Here is a 16,678-nt window from a genome sequence, read left to right as displayed (position 1 = left end):
GAAGACCGACCAGCCGCCCGCAGCGGACCGTCCCCGCCTGATGCTCATGGATGGGCACTCCCTGGCCTACCGGGCGTTCTTCGCGCTGCCCGCGGAGAACTTCACGACCGCGACGGGGCAGCCGACCAACGCCATCTACGGCTTCGCGTCGATGCTGGCGAACACGCTGCGCGACGAGGCCCCCACGCACTTCGCGGTGGCGTTCGACGTCTCCCGCAAGACGTGGCGCTCGACGGAGTTCCCCGAGTACAAGGCGAACCGCTCCAAGACCCCCGACGAGTTCAAGGGGCAGGTCGAGCTGATCGGCGAGCTGCTCGACACCATGCACGTGCCGCGGTTCGCGGTCGACGGCTTCGAGGCCGACGACGTGATCGCGACGCTGGCGACGCAGGCGGAGGCGGCCGGCTTCGACGTGCTGATCGTCACCGGTGACCGCGACTCCTTCCAGCTCGTGTCCGAGCGCACCACCGTGCTCTACCCCACCAAGGGCGTCTCCGAGCTGACCCGGTTCACCCCGGAGAAGGTCGAGGAGAAGTACGGGCTCACCCCGCAGCAGTACCCGGACTTCGCGGCGCTGCGCGGCGACCCGTCCGACAACCTGCCGGGCATCCCCGGCGTCGGCGAGAAGACCGCGGCCAAGTGGATCACCCAGTTCGGGTCGTTCGCGGAGCTCGTGGAGCGCGCCGAGGAGGTCAAGGGCAAGGCCGGGCAGAACTTCCGGGACCACCTGGAGGCCGTCAAGCTCAACCGGGTCCTGACCGAGATGGTCAAGGACGTGGAGCTGCCCAAGGCCCCGGCCGACCTGGTCCGCGCCCCGTACGACCGGACCGCCATGCTCGGCGTGCTGGACGTGCTGGAGATCCGCAACGCCTCGCTGCGGGAGCGGCTGCTGGCCGTGGACCCGGGCGCTGCGGTGGAGGAGGCCCCGGCTCCGGCGGCCGGGGTGGAGCTGGACGCGTCGGTGCTGGGCACGGGCGAGCTGGCGCCGTGGCTGGAGAGCCACGCGGGCGGCCCGCTGGGCATCTCGACCGTCGACAGCTGGGCGCTGGGCCAGGGCGATGTCACCGAGATCGCGCTGGCCGCGGCCGGGGGCGCCGCCGCCTGGTTCACGCCCGCCGAGCTGGACGAGGCGGACGAGCGGGCCTTCGCGGCCTGGGCCGCCGATGCGGCGAAGCCCAAGGTCGTGCACAACGCCAAGGGCCTGATGCGGGTCTTCCCCGAGCACGGATGGACCCTCGCCGGTGTCGCCATGGACACCGCGCTCGCCGCCTACCTGGTCAAGCCGGGCCGTCGGTCCTTCGCCCTGGACGCCCTGTCCATGGAGTACCTGCACCGCGAGCTGGCGCCCGCCGCCGCCGACGGGCAGCTGGCCTTCGGCGCCGACGAGACCGCCGAGGCCGAGGCCCTGATGGCGCAGGCCCGCGCGGTCCTGGACCTGGGCGACGCCTTCACCGACAAGCTCGACGAGGTCGGCGCCGCGGAGCTGCTGCACGACATGGAGCTGCCGACCTCCGAGCTCCTCGCCCGGATGGAGCGGTCCGGCATCGCCGCCGACCGGGACCACCTGGAGGCCATGGAGCAGCAGTTCGCGGGAGCGGTGCAGCAGGCCGTGAAGGAGGCGCACGCCACCGTCGGCCACGAGTTCAACCTCGGCTCGCCCAAGCAGCTCCAGGAGGTCTTCTTCGGCGAGCTGGACCTGCCGAAGACGAAGAAGACCAAGACCGGTTACACCACGGACGCGGACGCGCTGGCCTGGCTCGCCACGCAGACCGACCACGAACTCCCGGTGATCATGCTCCGGCACCGGGAGCAGGCCAAGCTGCGCGTCACCGTCGAGGGCCTGGTCAAGACCATCGCCGCCGACGGCCGGGTCCACACCAGCTTCAGCCAGACCGTCGCCGCGACCGGCCGGCTGTCCTCCACCGACCCCAACCTGCAGAACGTGCCGGTGCGCACCGACGAGGGCCGCGCCATCCGCCGCGGCTTCGTCGTCGGCGAGGGCTTCGAATCCCTCATGACGGCCGACTACAGCCAGATCGAGCTGCGCGTCATGGCCCACCTCTCCGAGGACGAGGGCCTGATCGAGGCCTTCGCGACCGGCGAGGACCTGCACACCACCGTCGCCTCCCAGGTGTTCGGCGTGGAGCGGTCCGCGGTCGACGCCGAGATGCGCCGCAAGATCAAGGCCATGTCCTACGGACTCGCCTACGGGCTCTCCGCCTTCGGTCTCGCCCAGCAGCTGAACATCGAGCCCGCCGAGGCGCGCGGCCTGATGGAGACCTTCTTCGAGCGGTTCGGCGGGGTCCGCGACTACCTCGGCCGGGTCGTCGACGAGGCCCGCGCCACCGGATACACGGCGACGATCTTCGGCCGCCGCCGGTACCTGCCCGACCTCAACAGCGACAACCGCCAGCGCCGCGAGGCCGCCGAGCGGATGGCGCTCAACGCCCCGATCCAGGGCACCGCCGCCGACATCGTGAAGGTCGCGATGCTGCGCGTGGACAAGGCGATCACCGGGGCCGGCCTGCGCTCGCGGATGCTGCTCCAGGTCCACGACGAAATCGTGCTGGAGATCGCCCCGGGCGAGCGCGATCAGGTCGAGGAGCTGGTGCGCCGCGAGATGGGCGCCGCCGTGGAGTTGCGGGCCGCGCTGGACGTGTCGGTGGGCGTCGGCCGGGACTGGGAGTCCGCCGCGCACTGATCCCCGTACGGCACAGCCGGCGCCCGTCCCCGCTCAGGCGGTGGGGACGGGCGTCCGCGTTTCCTCGTCCGCGTCCGTGGGGCGCCCGGTCCGGTCGCGGCGCTGCCGAAGCCGTACGAGGACCCCGTAGACCAGCAGTGCCACGGCCAGGCCCCCGCCCGCACCGAAGCAGACGGTCGGGATGATGTCGAGCGGTGTACGGATCCGGTCGAAGAAGGTGAAGAAGCGGACCACGCGCATCGTGATCCCGGCCGTCACGCACACCGCGAGCAGGGCGAGCGCGCCCCGGACCTCCGCGCGGGAGAGCACCGGCACGGACGCGGGGGCGGTGCCGGCGGGGAGCCGGCGCAGCGCGGTCAGCGTGAACCAGAGCAGTGCGCACGCCGCGATCGCCGAAGTGCCGTACTGCAGGAAGGAGTAGAGCGGCAGGCCGAAGGCGAGCGGCTCTTCGAGCGCCGGCAGCGCGTCCGTGCCCCAGCGGTCGATGTGCGTGAAGCTGTCCCACACCACGTGCGTGAGGGAGCCGACGACCGCCGAGACATAGAACCAGGCCACGAGCGCCGCCGGCCGGGGACGCTCGCGCCACCGCTCACCCCGCACGAAGGCATGGACCCTGCCCCGCTGCCGAGAGGGCAGGAGCGCGATCAGCGGCTCGCGCAGCAGGAGCCAGAACCCCACCAGGACGGCCGTCAGCAGGGCGTCCAGGGTGAAGATCCCCGGCAGTGAATGCGTGAACGTCCCGTACTTCATGACGCCTTCGACGATCGCGTCCGTGAAGTAGAACGTGTCGGGGGCGAACGATCCGAGAACGAGCGCCGAGGCGACGAGAGGGCCCCGCGCACGCCCGGTCCGGCGGATGGCCGGAAGTACGGCGGCCGCGTGGCTGAGAGTGAACGGCATGGCACCTCTCCTGCATGTTCCCGTGGGCGTTCCTCCTTCGGGCCAATGCTCCCGAAGGGTCCAGACAGTATGCGTGACCTGCCTCGGGACGTGGGGATGTGGTGAATTCCGGCGCACCATGCGTGCTGTGTGCAGGGAGCTGACGTAGGGTCACGCGGACGTCGAGGGGGAGGGGTCCGGCTCATGTCGGCTCGAATATTCGGACGCAGGCTGCGCAGGGGAACGACAGCCGCGCTGGTCTGCGCTCTGGTGGTCGCCGCGGTGACCGGATCCCAGGGCCCGGCGGGCGGGAGCACCGACCGGCTCTCCGCAGCCGGGGAGCACGGTGCGCAGCCGCCGCGGGACGCGGACACGGCCGGCGGGGACTCCGCCTACTTCACCGAACTCCCGCCGCTGCTGAGCCCGCAGCCGCCGGAGGTGGTACTGGCGGACGAGGGGCAGCCGGCACCGGCACCGGCACCGGCGCCGACGGCGACGGAGGCCGCGGCGGCGGCCGGTACCGGAGCCGGCGCCGGAGCAGGGGCGCAGGGGATACCGGCGAGCGTGCTCGCGGCGTACCTGGGCGCGGAGAAGAAGGTCGGGCAGAGCGACCCCGGCTGCGGGTTGCGCTGGCAACTCCTCGCGGCGATCGGCAAGGTGGAGTCCGGGCAGGCGCGCGGCGGCCGGGTCGACGCGGCCGGGACCACCCTGCGGCCGATCCTCGGGCCCGTGCTCGACGGCAACGGCTTCGCGAACATCCCTGACACCGACGGCGGGGCCTACGACGGGGACTCGCGGTACGACCGGGCGGTCGGGCCGATGCAGTTCATCCCCTCCACGTGGGCGTCGTGGGGCCAGGACGCGGACGGCGACGGCCGGCGCAACCCGAACAACGTGCACGACGCGGCGCTGGCGGCCGGGCGTTACCTGTGCGCGGGCACCCGGGACCTGCGGGTGGAGGCGGACCTGGACCGGGCCGTGCTCTCCTACAACCGCTCCACGGAGTACCTGCGGACGGTGCGGTCCTGGTTCACGTACTACCTGAAGGGGACGCACGAGATCCCGGACCAGGGCGGTACGGGCACAGGCGCGGGCACGGGCACGGGCGCGAAGCCCACGCCGAGGCCCACACCGACTCCGACTCCGACCCCCATGCCGACCCCGAAGCCGACGCCCACCCCGGTCCCGACGCCCACGCCGACCCCGACCCCGACGCCGGACCCGAAGCCGACTCCCACGCCCACGCCCACGCCGACGCCGACGCCGACGCCGGACCCGAAGCCAACGCCGAGCCCGACGCCCACCCCCACGCCCACTCCGAGCCCCACCCCCACGCCGGACCCGACCCGGACGCCCACCCCGAGCCCGACGCCGACTCCCACCGCGACGTCGGGCCCGTCCCGCACTCCGAGGCCCACTCCGGCCCCGACGTCCGCCACTCCTTCGGCGTCCGCCCCCGCCCCGGCGCAAACCCGTGGCCATTCCTGACGGTCATGGAGCTCTGTGGCCCGGTTCTCCACCACTCTTGTCCTCCGCAGGACGCTGTCGTGGATTTCGGGCGTGCTGCCCTGGTGCCGAGGTGCGCGGTGCCTCCAGGGTCCGGCTCTCCCCGGTGGTGGCGAGGCGGGCCGGCGGCCCCGGTCGACGGCCCCCGGTCGGCCGGTCGTGATCCATGGCCTGAACGGTTCTCATCTCGCCTCCGCGTTGCTACGGTGCCCCCTCTCTGACGCCTCATCAGATTTCGGAGCCCCGGCATGCGCGCATTCGTCGCCGCCGCCATCGGCCTCGCGGCCGCGCTGGCCCTCGTGTTCGCCATCACGGCGTTCGGGGTGCCCGAAGGCGAGACCTCACCCAAGCCCCTGCTCACCACCGCGCCCCCCGCGCCCGGAAAGTAGAGGAGGGCCCGGCCGTGCGACGCAGAGCGAGCCTTGTCCTGCTGGCCCTTGCCGTGTTCTGCGCAGCCCTCGCACCGCTGCTGCGCTGGTACGCGTACCCCCGCCTCGCCAAGATCCCGCCGAACCAGTACCAGGAGATGGTCCTGGAGGCGAAGGACGCGACGCTCCTCGACTACACCGGCGGCATGCAGCCCAAGAAGGTCGACAAGGTCACCATCGTCCAGACCCTCAAGGGCAACGTCGAGGCGTCGAAGGAGATCGAGGCGAGCGCGGGCAAGGACGTCGTCGTCTGGGACACGCTGTCCTACATCATCGGCCCGGACGGGAAGATGGTCTCCCAGATACCCGAGCGCTACATCTTCGACGCGCACACCCAGGACCCGGTCCACGCCACCGGGGAGATGGTCGACGGGGACCCCGTCAAGCGCGAGGGCATCGAGTTCAAGTGGCCCTTCTTCACCGAGCCGCGCGACTACCTGTACTTCGACGCGCAGACCCGTACCTCCTCGCCGATCCACTACGTCGGACCGCGCACGTTCAAGGGCATGGACGTCTACTACTTCGAGCAGACCGTCCCGTGGACCAAGGTCGCCATGCCCAAGAAGATGCCGATCGAGGGCATCGACCCGTCGACGATCGAGGCGGCCACCGGCACCACCCTCTGGTACACGGTCAAGGCGAGGTTCTGGGTCGACCCGGTGACCGGTGCCCCCGTCAACGCGGAGCAGGACATCCAGCAGGAGATGCGCGGCGGCATCGCGGCCGGCGGCCCCGACGGCAAGCTCACCGCCTTCGCCGGGCACGTCACGATGCGCGAGGACTACTCGGACTACACGGTCGACCTCGTCAGGGCGAACCGTACGAAGGTCCTCGCCCTGCACACCTACGCACCGATCGGCCTGGCCGCCGGCGGGCTCGTCCTGCTCGGCGCGGCCCTGTGGCTGGAGGCCCGCGGCCGCCGCGTACGGGAGGCGGGCGCCGCGCAGACGGACGGGGTCAGCGCCTGAGCCGGGCGTTGGTGTGGCGGGTGGGCTCGGCGGTGGCCGGGTCCTCCGGCCAGGGGTGCTTCGGGTAGCGTCCGCGCAGCTCCGCGCGGACGGCCCGGTAGCCGCCCTGCCAGAAGGAGGCGAGGTCCGCGGTGACGGCCGCGGGCCGGCCGGCCGGTGACAGCAGGTGCACCAGCACCGGTACGCCCGCCACCCGCGGGGTCTCGGCCAGCCCGAACAGCTCCTGCAGCTTCACCGCGAGCACCGGCTGGCCGTGCTCGGCGGAGTAGTCCAGCCGGATCCGCGACCCGCTGGGCACCTCCAGGCGCTCCGGAGCCAGCTCGTCGAGCCGCACGGCCTCCCCGGTGGCCCAAGGCAGCAGCCGGTTCAGGGCCTGCCCGGCATCGATCCGCCCGAGGTCGCCGCGGCGACGCGCCCGGGACAGCTCGGGCTCCAGCCAGTCGTCCGCGCGCTCCACCAGCGCCCGGTCCTGCGCCACGTCCGGCCAGGCGCCGCCGAGCGTCCGGTGCAGGAAGCCGAGGCGGGCCCGGAGCGCCAGCGCGTCCGGGGACCAGCGCAGCAGACCGAGGCCCTCGGCGCGCAGCCCGTCGAGCAGGGCGGCCCGTACGAGGGCGGGATCGGGGCTGCGCAGGGGGCGTACGGCCAGCTCGATCGCGCCGAGCCGCTCCGCGGCGCGGGCGACGAGGTCGCCGTCCTCCCAGCGCACCTCTTCGCCCTCGGTCCGCAGATGGGCGGCTGCGGCGAGGGCGGTGTCCTCGTCGATGACGGCGCCGAGCCGGACCCGGGCGGACGCGGAATGCGGGGGCCGGTCGGCGACGGCCACGGCCAGCCAGGGTGCGCTGCGCAGCTGCGAGCCGTCGCCGAGCTCGGCCGCGGTGCCGTTGGCCATCAGGACGGCGCCTTCGCCCCTGGCCTTCGCCACCCGCTCGGGGAAGGCCAGGGCGGCGACCAAGCCTGCCGCGGCATCGTCGGGTGCGGCACCGCTGCCGGGGCTCCGCCCCGGACCCCGCGCCTCAAACGCCGGCGAGGCTGATTCTTCGGCCCCGCCGGAGTCCGGGGCGCGGGGGTCCGGGTGCGGAGCCCCCGCAGAGTCGCGTACGGCGACGGCTCGTTCCAGGCGGCGGACCTCCGTGCGCCAGCGGGCCGCGTAGCCGTCGCCGCCCGCCCGGGCTCGCCGCCAGGCGCCCGCCAGGTCGTCCCCGTACTCCCTCGGCGGCTCCTCTCCGATCAGGGCCACCACTTCCGCCGCCCGGCGGGCGCCGAGCGCGGCGGAGCCGTCCAGCAGGGCCCGGGCCAGCCGCGGGTGCAGCCCGAGCCGGGCCATCCGCTGTCCGCGCGGGGTCACCCCGCCGGCCGGGGACACCGCGCCGACGGCCAGCAGCACCTCCCGCGCCGCGGCCATGGCCCCGGCCGGCGGAGGGTCCAGCAGGGCCAGTCCGGCTGCGTCCGGGTCCCCCCAGCAGGCGGTCTGCAGGGCGAACTGCGCCAGGTCGGCGATGCGGATCTCCGGCGAGGGGAACGCGGCCAGGCGGCCGTCCTCCGCCTCGGCCCAGCAGCGGTACACCGTGCCCGGAGCCTCGCGCCCGGCCCGGCCCGCCCGCTGGCGCCCGGCCGCGCGGGACGCCCGTACGGTCGCCAGCGCGCCCAGCCCCCGCGCGTGATCGACCCGGGGTTCGCGGGCCAGCCCGGAGTCCACCACCACGCGCACCCCGGGGACGGTCAGGCTCGACTCCGCCACGGCGGTGGACAGGATCACCCTGCGGTGACCGGCGACGGAGAGCGCCGCGTCCTGGACGGCCGCCGGGGCCCGGCCGTGGATCTGGAGGACCTCCGCGTCCACCCCGCCGAGCTGCCCGGCGACGCGGGCGATCTCACCGACACCGGGCAGGAAGCACAGCACGTCGCCGCCCCGTTCCGCCAGCGCCCGGCGCACCACCGAGGCCACGTGCGTCAGCTGCGCCGGATCCACCCGCATCCCGTGCGGGGGCCGCACCGGCCGGGCCGGCGGGGCCCAGACCGTCTCCACGGGGTACGAGATCCCCGCGGCCTCCACCACCGGCGCGCCGCCGAGCACCCGCGCCCAGCCGGCGGCGTCCGTCGTCGCCGAGGCCGCCACCAGTCGCAGCTCCGGGCGCAGGGTCTCGCGTACGTCGAGGAGGAAGGCTGCGACCGTGTCGGCGTCCAGGTGACGCTCGTGGCACTCGTCCAGGATCACCACGTCGACCCCGGCCAGCTCCTGGTCGCGCTGCAGGCGCTGGAGCAGCACTCCGGTGGTCACCACCTCCACCACGGTGTCCGGGCCGGCCACCCGCTCCCCGCGCACGGTGAAGCCCACCGCCCCGCCGACCTGCTCGCCCAGCAGCCAGGCCATCCGGCGCGCCGCGGCCCGGGCGGCGATCCGCCGGGGCTCGGCGACGACCACCCGGCGCCGCGGCCCCCCGCCCACCAGCCCGGCCAGCACCAGCGGCACCAGCGTGGTCTTGCCGGTGCCGGGCGGGGCGCACAGCACGGCGGTGCCGTGGCCGTCCAGCGCCGAGACGAGCGCGGGCACGGCCTCCCTCACGGGCAGGGCGTCGAGGGCGGCGGTTCGGATCACGTCAGTCGCGCTCGCAGACGAAGATCGCGGTGCCCGGGATCAGGTTGCCGCGCAGCGGGGACCAGCCGCCCCACTCCTGGCTGTTCCACTCCGGCCACTCGGGCTCGACCAGGTCCAGCAGGCGGAAGCCGCCCGCGACGACGTCGCGGACCCGGTCGCCGATCGTGCGGTGGTGCTCCACATATACGGCGCGGCCCCGCTCGTCCTGCTCCACGTAGGGGGTCCGGTCGAAGTAGGAGGCGGCGACGGACAGCCCTGCGGGGCCGGGCTCGTCGGGGAAGGCCCAGCGGACCGGGTGGGTCACGGAGAAGACCCAGCGGCCGCCGGGGCGCAGTACGCGGTGCACCTCGCGCATGACGTTGACGGGATCGGCGACGAAGGGGACGGCGCCGTAGGCGGAGCAGGCCAGGTCGAAGGAGCCGGCGCGGAAGGGCAGCTTTCCGGCGTCCGCCTCGATCAGCGGGAGGTCGTCGCCGATGCGCAGGGCGTGCTGGAGCTGGCGGTGGGAGAGGTCGAGGGCGACCGGGCGCGCGCCCTGGGCGGCCAGCCAGCGCGAGCACTGGGCGGCGCCGGCGCCGATCTCCAGGATGTCCTTGCCCCGGAGGGAGGCGACGGGGCCGAGGAGGGCCGCCTCCGCCTCGTCCAGGCCCTCGGGTCCCCAGACGAAGCGGTCGTCGCCGAGGAAGGCGCCGTGGTCGTTCTGGTACTCGTCGGCGTTGCGGTCCCACCAGCTGCGGCTCGCCCGGCTGCTCTCCGCTTCCCCCGCGTCACGCCGTGTGGCCTCGGGGTCGTCCCCGGATACCGGATCGGCTTCGTACGCTTCTTTGGAGGCGTAGTCCTCTTGGTTCATGGGGCCCGTCGTCGTAGTCTGCGAATGTCTTCTGAATGTGGCAGGGAGCGCCAGGAAGGGCTTCCCGCCCATTAATTGTGCCGGTTGTGCGGTGATCCGCCCGGGGTGTGCGCCTTCGCGCATTGACCCTGTCCGGCTGCCCCCGTATGCTACAAGTTGCGCTGCGAGCCTGTGCTCCTCAGACCTAGCAGGCTGCGCTTGTATTTGTTGAGGTCCCCTCGGTTCTCGAGGCCCCTCCGCGTCTGCGGAACGGGGGTCTCCTTGGCTGTCCGGCTTCGGCAGATGCCGATAAGGGCTCCCGGCGTAGCAGTACCTACGACTTTCTGTCCGTAACCGGAGCCCTTTCCCACATGACGAGCAGCACCGAGACCACCGCCACCACTCCGCAGGTTGCGGTCAACGACATCGGCGACGCGGACGCGTTCCTCGCGGCGATCGACGAGACGATCAAGTACTTCAACGATGGCGACATCGTCGACGGCGTCATCGTCAAGGTTGACCGGGACGAGGTTCTCCTCGACATCGGTTACAAGACCGAAGGTGTCATCCCGAGCCGCGAGCTCTCGATCAAGCACGATGTCGACCCGAACGAGGTCGTCAAGGTCGGCGACGAGATCGAGGCCCTGGTTCTCCAGAAGGAGGACAAGGAAGGCCGCCTGATCCTCTCGAAGAAGCGCGCTCAGTACGAGCGTGCCTGGGGCACCATCGAGAAGATCAAGGAAGAAGACGGCATCGTCACCGGTACCGTCATCGAGGTCGTCAAGGGTGGTCTCATCCTCGACATCGGCCTCCGCGGCTTCCTGCCGGCCTCTCTCGTCGAGATGCGTCGCGTCCGCGACCTCCAGCCCTACGTGGGCAAGGAGCTCGAGGCGAAGATCATCGAGCTGGACAAGAACCGCAACAACGTGGTCCTGTCCCGCCGCGCCTGGCTCGAGCAGACCCAGTCCGAGGTTCGCCAGACGTTCCTCACCACCCTGCAGAAGGGTCAGGTCCGCTCCGGCGTCGTTTCCTCGATCGTCAACTTCGGTGCCTTCGTGGACCTGGGCGGCGTCGACGGTCTCGTGCACGTCTCCGAGCTGTCCTGGAAGCACATCGACCACCCGTCCGAGGTTGTCGAGGTCGGCCAGGAAGTCACCGTCGAGGTCCTCGACGTCGACATGGACCGCGAGCGTGTCTCCCTGTCGCTGAAGGCGACGCAGGAGGACCCGTGGCAGCAGTTCGCCCGGACCCACCAGATCGGCCAGGTCGTCCCGGGTAAGGTCACCAAGCTGGTTCCGTTCGGTGCGTTCGTCCGCGTGGACGAGGGCATCGAGGGTCTGGTCCACATCTCCGAGCTGGCCGAGCGCCACGTGGAGATCCCGGAGCAGGTCGTCCAGGTCAACGACGAGATCTTCGTCAAGGTCATCGACATCGACCTTGAGCGTCGCCGGATCTCGCTGTCGCTGAAGCAGGCCAACGAGTCCTTCGGTGCCGACCCGGCGTCGGTCGAGTTCGACCCGACCCTGTACGGCATGGCCGCGTCTTACGACGACCAGGGCAACTACATCTACCCCGAGGGCTTCGACCCCGAGACCAACGACTGGCTCGAGGGCTTCGACAAGCAGCGCGAGGCCTGGGAGACCCAGTACGCCGAGGCGCAGCAGCGCTTCGAGCAGCACCAGGCTCAGGTCATCAAGAGCCGCGAGGCCGACGAGGCCGCTGCTGCCGAGGGTGCTGCCGCCCCGGCCGCCGGTGGCGGCAACGCCGGTGCGGGCATCTCGGGTGGTTCGTACTCCTCGGAGTCGGACGAGACCTCCGGCGCCCTGGCGTCGGACGAGGCCCTGGCCGCGCTCCGCGAGAAGCTGGCCGGCGGCCAGAGCTGATCGCAGCGCGCATCACACTCCGGTGTGAGCAGAGCTGAACTGCTGTGAACGGTGAGGCCCGTCCCCTTCGGGGGGCGGGCCTCACCGCGTTTCGCCGGGCCGGTGTTCCCCCGTGTTCCGTTGCGTTCCTGTGAATGCGGCCAACTGGGGAATGGCGGCACTGCCTTGGACGTTCTTGGCAGGGAACGAGGCGAGGAGGAGTGGTGACGGTGCTTGATCCACAGGGCTTGTACGAATGGGATGCCAAGGGCCTGGCGGTGGCCGACCTGGCGGTCGCCCAGGACTCGGCCGGGCTGGTCATGCTGTACCACTTCGAGGGGTACATCGACGCGGGTGAGGCCGGTGAGCAGATCGTCGAGCGGCTGCTCGACACCCTGCCCCACCAGGTGGTCGCCCGGTTCGACGCGGACCGGCTGGTGGACTACCGGGCCCGGCGCCCGCTGCTGACCTTCCAGCGCGACCACTGGACGGAGTTCGAGGAGCCCAGGCTGGAGGTCCGGCTCGTCCAGGACGCCACCGGAGCCCCCTTCCTGCTGCTGTCCGGCCCGGAGCCGGACGTGGAGTGGGAGCGCTTCTCCGTCGCCGTCCGGCAGATCGTCGAGCGCCTCGGCGTCCGGCTCTCGGTCAACTTCCACGGCATCCCGATGGGCGTCCCGCACACCCGCCCCGTGGGCATCACCCCGCACGGCAACCGGACCGACCTCATGCCGGGTCACCGCAGCCCCTTCGACGAGGCCCAGGTGCCGGGCAGCGCGGAGTCCCTGGTGGAGTTCCGGCTGGCCCAGGCCGGGCACGACGTGCTCGGCGTCGCCGCCCACGTACCGCACTACGTCGCCCGCTCCCCGTACCCGGACGCCGCGCTGACGGTGCTGGAAGCGATCACGGCAGCGACCGGGCTGGTGCTGCCGGCCGTCGCGCACGCGCTGCGCACCGAGGCCCACCGCACGCAGACGGAGATCGACCGGCAGATCCGGGAGGGCGACGAGGAGCTGGTCAGCCTGGTGCAGGGGCTGGAGCACCAGTACGACGCGGCCGCCGGGGCCGAGACCCGGGGCAACATGATCGCCGAGCCGGCGGAGCTGCCGTCGGCGGACGAGCTCGGCCGCGAGTTCGAGAGGTTCCTGGCCGAGCGCGAGGGCGAGAACTGACGTACGGGCGGGGCCGCCTATGCTGCGGGGCATGCTGAAAGTAGGCCTGACGGGCGGAATCGGTGCCGGCAAGAGCGAGGTCTCGCGACTGCTGGCGGGGTACGGGGCGATCGTCGTCGACGCCGATCGGATCGCGCGAGAGGTCGTGGAGCCCGGTACGCCGGGGCTCGCGGCCGTCGTGGCGGCGTTCGGGGAGTCGGTGCTGACCGCGGAGGGGACGCTGGACCGGCCGAAGCTGGGGTCCATCGTGTTCGCGGACCCGGCGAAGCTCCAGACGCTGAACTCGATCGTGCACCCCCTGGTGGGGGCCCGGTCGGCGGAGCTGGAGGCCGCCGCGGGGGCCGACGCGATCGTGGTGCACGACGTACCGCTGCTCGCGGAGAACGGCCTGGCGCCGCTCTACGACCTGGTCGTCGTGGTGGACGCGACGCCGCAGACGCAGCTGGCGCGGCTGACGGCGCTGCGCGGCATGGCCGAGGACGAGGCGCGGGCGCGGATGGCCGCGCAGGCCACGCGGGAGCAGCGGCTCGCGGTGGCGACCCTCGTGATCGACAACGACGGGCCGCTGGAGGCGCTGGAACCGCAGGTCCGCAAGGTGTGGGAAGAACTCGCCGGGCGTGCGGCGGCCGGCGCGGCCTGACACGCCTCACGCGCCTGACGTGTGCATGGAATAGCGGGTGGGGCGGGGGCGTTGAACGCGCCCGTAGAGGGAAGGATCCGACCGTGTCCGAGACCACGCGCCCCACGCCGTCCAGCCCGGAGACCCACGTCATCGACTACCGGGCCGCCGAGCACCTGCTCGCCGCCCGCGACCCGCGCGGCGCGGTCAAGCTGCTCGACTCGGTCATAGCCGCGCACCCGGAGAACACCGCGGCGCGGCTGCTGCGCGCCCGGGCCTTCTTCGCCGCGGCGCAACTGCGTCCGGCGGAGCTGGAGTTCGAGCTGGTGCTGGAGCGGGAGCCGGACAACGCCTTCGCCCACTTCGCGCTGGCCCGTACGTTCGAGCGCGCGGGCCGGCCGGAGCAGGCGCGCAGGCACTTCCGGCTGGCCGCGGCCCTCGACCCGCAGCCCGAGTACCTGGCGGCGGCCCGTTTCGAGGGTCCGGCCGCGGGCGACCCCACCGGCTCTGCCGACCCTACCGACCCTACCGACTCGGCCGGCTCCAGCGACTCCGCCTGACTCACCGGCCGCGGGGCGGTTCGTACGGAGGGATGTCCGGGCCGGGCTGGTAGTGCGGCCCCTGGTGCAGGTGGCGCACGATCATGAACAGGTCCACGGCCACGACCACCGCGAGCACCCCGCAGGCGGCCGCCCATCCCGGGCGGCCCACCAGCGAGAAGACGGCCGTGCCGGCGGCGGCCCAGACCAGCCCCCAGACACCCAGCCAGAACCGCAGCCGCAGCGGACTGCGCGCGGTCACCGGCTCATTTCCGGAACGCATGGACATCGCCTCTCCCGTCCATGGTCCCACCGCGCTCGGCGGCTACGGATTGAGCTTGTTCACGGCCCGGGTGGTCGTCTTCTTGAAGCCGGCGACCGGCGCGCGGGACAGGTCGCCCATCTCGCCCCACTGCACGACGGTCACGGTGGAGCCGTCGCGCCCGATCCCGAACAGGTGCACCCCGGGCTCGGACTCGGGCATCGAGGTGTGGACCCCGTAGACGTGCGCGCCCTCCTCGACGGGGAGCGTGCCGTAGTCCTGCCAGGAGGCGGTGCCGCCCGGGGTGGTCCGCAGCCAGTCGGACGCGCACGCGGCGACCTTGCGCTCCAGGGTGGCCACGAGCCCGGCCGCCGCGGAGGGCGAGGACGACCGTACGGAGACCTGCACGGCGCCCGTGTCGTACTCGGTGCCGAAGGCGCGGTGCCAGCTGCCCGCGGCCGGCAGCACCCCGTCCAGGCAGAACGGCGCGGACTCGGGCAGGCCCTTGGTGACCGCGCCCGCGTACCAGGGTGAGGTGGCGTGCGGCGGAAGGTCGGCGCCGGTCAGGAATCCGGGGGCGGTGGCGGCCGCGGCGGAGGTGGAGGCGGTCAGGACGAGGGCGGCGGCCGCCGCGACGAGCGCGGTGGCGAGCGTGGCGGCGGTGTCGGTCCGTCGGAACATGGTCGGTTCTCCCCGTGAATGCTGTGCGGACTGTGAGTGTGATGAGTGAGATCGGCGCGGTGAGCGCTGTCCGTGCCTGACGAGACTGTTCCCCGGACGGCGCGGCGGGCCACGGATTGGGGCGAATCCGGGACGCTGGAACGGCCGTAGGGGCTGCCACCTGGGGGAACACCTCATGCATGGAACGCTGTCGCGGGACGCGGAACGGGGGAGAGCGTGAGCGAGGCCGAGAACTTCGCGCGGCTGCTGCGGGAGCTGAAGGAGCGCGCCGGGCTCAGTTACGGGGCCCTGGCGCGCAGGCTGCACACGAGTACGTCGACGCTGCACCGGTACTGCAGCGGGGAGGCGCTGCCGGCGGAGTTCGCGGTCGTGGACCGCTTCGCCCGGGCCTGCGGGGCATCGCAGGCGCAGGCGGTGGACCTGCACCGGGCGTGGCTGCTGGCGGACGCGCGGCGCCGGTCGGGCGCGGGTGCGGGCGCACGCGAGGGTGCGGGCGCGGGTTCGGTGGCAGAGCCGGATCCTGCACCGGAGCCCGAGCCCGAGCCGGAGCCCGCACCGGAGCCGGAGCCGATCGCGGAGGCCGGGCCGGAGCAGGCCGTCGTGATGGTGGCGCCGGGGCCCGCGGTCCGCAGGGCCTGGTACCGGCGGAGGGCCGCCGTGGTCGCCGCCGCAGGGGTGACGGCCGGGGCGGTGGCCGTGGCGCTGCTGGCGGCGGCCGGACCCGGCACGCGCACGCCGCACGCGGGTGACGGAACGGTGCCGGGCGCGGGGGCGAGCGCGACCGCGGGCCCGACGACGCCCCCGGGATCGGCGTCCGCCCCGGCCCCGGCCCCGGCGACGAGCGGCGCACCGGAACCGACGGCACCGGCCGGCGGACCGGCCCCGGCGCCCGGCCCGTCCTCCGCCCCACCGCCGGCGTCGGCGCCGGGCCGGGCACCGGTCGCGCCCCTCAAGGCCGCCGTGCGGACGCACGTGTGGAGCGCCGGATGCGACCATGCCTACCTGACCGAGCGCGGTCCCGGATCGGTGGCCCCGCCGCCCGTGGAGGCGGACGCGCCCGCCTGGGCGTCGGCGCAGCGCGCCGTGCACGCCGGGTCGCAGATCGTGGAGGTCACCCTGCACGGCACGGGCGCGGGCGCCGTGGTCCTGGAGGCCCTCGAGGTACGGGTGGCCGCCCGCCGCAAGCCGCCGGCCTGGAACGTCTACCAGATGTCGCAGGGCTGCGGCGGCGGGCTCACCCCTGCCGTCTTCGCCGTCAACCTGGACGCGCCGCGCCCGCTCGCCCGGCCCGTCGCCGGGAACGACGGCGGGAACAGGCTGCCCGCGCCCGCCTTCCCGCTGCGCGTCTCGGCGTCCGAGCCGGTCGTCCTGCGGGTGGAGGCGGCCACCTCGGGGTGCGACTGCGACTGGTCCCTCGACCTCCGGTGGACCGGCCCGGCCGGGTCCGGCACCCTGCGCATCGACGACGGCGGACGCCCGCTGCGCACGAGCGCCGCCACCGGCCGGCCCGTGTACGGGTACGCGCCGGAGCAGGGCCGCTGGGCCCGCTGAACCGCAGGTCAGGGGGTGTTGTCGGTGGTCGCGCCTAGACTCGTCGGCACAGGGTCACACCCACAGGGACCAACAGGTACCGATGGGA

14 protein-coding genes are annotated in these 16,678 nt (G+C 73.2%); 9 read left to right on the top strand and 5 right to left on the bottom strand.

Features of this window, described 5'->3' with window-relative positions:
* Positions 1-46: 46 nt before the first annotated feature.
* Positions 47-2,701 carry a DNA polymerase I gene (polA, locus tag OG753_RS12955; protein WP_405792635.1) on the top strand — a complete coding sequence of 885 codons (2,655 nt, stop codon included), beginning with the start codon at positions 47-49 and terminating at the stop codon, positions 2,699-2,701.
* A gap of 33 nt (positions 2,702-2,734) precedes the next feature.
* Here polA and OG753_RS12950 read toward each other — a convergent pair whose 3' ends face one another.
* The gene (locus tag OG753_RS12950) at positions 2,735-3,601 is read right to left on the bottom strand and encodes a DUF4184 family protein (RefSeq protein WP_327261950.1); all 867 of its coding nucleotides are present in this window, start codon (positions 3,599-3,601) and stop codon (positions 2,735-2,737) included.
* A 183-nt stretch (positions 3,602-3,784) separates the two neighbouring features.
* Between OG753_RS12950 and OG753_RS12945 the strand changes: the two genes are divergently transcribed.
* From OG753_RS12945 to OG753_RS12935, 3 genes are all read left to right on the top strand, one after another.
* Positions 3,785-5,068, top strand: coding sequence for a lytic transglycosylase domain-containing protein (locus OG753_RS12945; protein ID WP_405788507.1), 1,284 nt, complete (start codon positions 3,785-3,787; stop codon positions 5,066-5,068).
* Positions 5,069-5,334: 266 nt separating this feature from the next.
* The gene (locus OG753_RS12940; protein ID WP_150256957.1) at positions 5,335-5,475 is read left to right on the top strand and encodes an SPW_0924 family protein; all 141 of its coding nucleotides are present in this window, start codon (positions 5,335-5,337) and stop codon (positions 5,473-5,475) included.
* A gap of 14 nt (positions 5,476-5,489) precedes the next feature.
* Entirely contained in the window at positions 5,490-6,482 is a 993-nt protein-coding gene (locus OG753_RS12935) for a DUF3068 domain-containing protein (protein ID WP_327261948.1), read from the top strand.
* On the opposite strand, the gene hrpB is transcribed toward OG753_RS12935, so the two are convergent.
* Both hrpB and OG753_RS12925 read right to left on the bottom strand, forming a co-directional pair.
* Positions 6,472-9,078, bottom strand: coding sequence for an ATP-dependent helicase HrpB (gene hrpB, locus OG753_RS12930; protein WP_405788505.1), 2,607 nt, complete (start codon positions 9,076-9,078; stop codon positions 6,472-6,474). The two genes, OG753_RS12935 and hrpB, sit on opposite strands and share 11 nt — an antisense overlap.
* A 1-nt stretch (position 9,079) precedes the next feature.
* Positions 9,080-9,928: a class I SAM-dependent methyltransferase gene (locus tag OG753_RS12925; RefSeq protein WP_327261946.1), complete on the bottom strand. Its 849-nt coding sequence runs from the start codon at positions 9,926-9,928 to the stop codon at positions 9,080-9,082.
* A gap of 350 nt (positions 9,929-10,278) precedes the next feature.
* On the opposite strand from OG753_RS12925, the gene rpsA reads away from it, so the two are divergent.
* From rpsA to OG753_RS12905, 4 genes are all read left to right on the top strand, one after another.
* Complete coding sequence (rpsA, locus tag OG753_RS12920) at positions 10,279-11,790, top strand: 30S ribosomal protein S1 (RefSeq protein WP_030720534.1); 1,512 nt, start codon at positions 10,279-10,281, stop codon at positions 11,788-11,790.
* Between the two features lie 209 nt (positions 11,791-11,999).
* Positions 12,000-12,938 carry a PAC2 family protein gene (locus OG753_RS12915; RefSeq protein WP_327261944.1) on the top strand — a complete coding sequence of 313 codons (939 nt, stop codon included), beginning with the start codon at positions 12,000-12,002 and terminating at the stop codon, positions 12,936-12,938.
* 31 nt (positions 12,939-12,969) lie between these two features.
* The gene (gene coaE / locus OG753_RS12910; protein ID WP_327261943.1) at positions 12,970-13,578 is read left to right on the top strand and encodes a dephospho-CoA kinase; all 609 of its coding nucleotides are present in this window, start codon (positions 12,970-12,972) and stop codon (positions 13,576-13,578) included.
* 83 nt (positions 13,579-13,661) lie between these two features.
* Positions 13,662-14,117, top strand: coding sequence for a tetratricopeptide repeat protein (locus OG753_RS12905; protein ID WP_327261942.1), 456 nt, complete (start codon positions 13,662-13,664; stop codon positions 14,115-14,117).
* A 1-nt stretch (position 14,118) separates the two neighbouring features.
* Here the strand turns inward: OG753_RS12905 and OG753_RS12900 are convergent, their stop codons facing one another.
* Positions 14,119-14,379, bottom strand: a complete 261-nt coding sequence (locus OG753_RS12900; RefSeq protein ID WP_327261941.1) for a DUF6343 family protein — start codon at positions 14,377-14,379, stop codon at positions 14,119-14,121.
* A gap of 42 nt (positions 14,380-14,421) precedes the next feature.
* Positions 14,422-15,039 (bottom strand): hypothetical protein, encoded by a 618-nt coding sequence (locus tag OG753_RS12895; protein WP_405788504.1) that lies wholly within the window; start codon positions 15,037-15,039, stop codon positions 14,422-14,424.
* A gap of 216 nt (positions 15,040-15,255) precedes the next feature.
* On the opposite strand from OG753_RS12895, the gene OG753_RS12890 reads away from it, so the two are divergent.
* Complete coding sequence (locus tag OG753_RS12890; protein WP_405788503.1) at positions 15,256-16,590, top strand: helix-turn-helix domain-containing protein; 1,335 nt, start codon at positions 15,256-15,258, stop codon at positions 16,588-16,590.
* The last annotated feature ends 88 nt before the right edge of the window (positions 16,591-16,678 follow it).

The sequence above is a fragment of the Streptomyces sp. NBC_00029 genome, from assembly GCF_045160505.1.
Lineage (GTDB): Bacteria > Actinomycetota > Actinomycetes > Streptomycetales > Streptomycetaceae > Streptomyces.
This window is presented reverse-complemented; position numbering and strand designations above follow the sequence as displayed.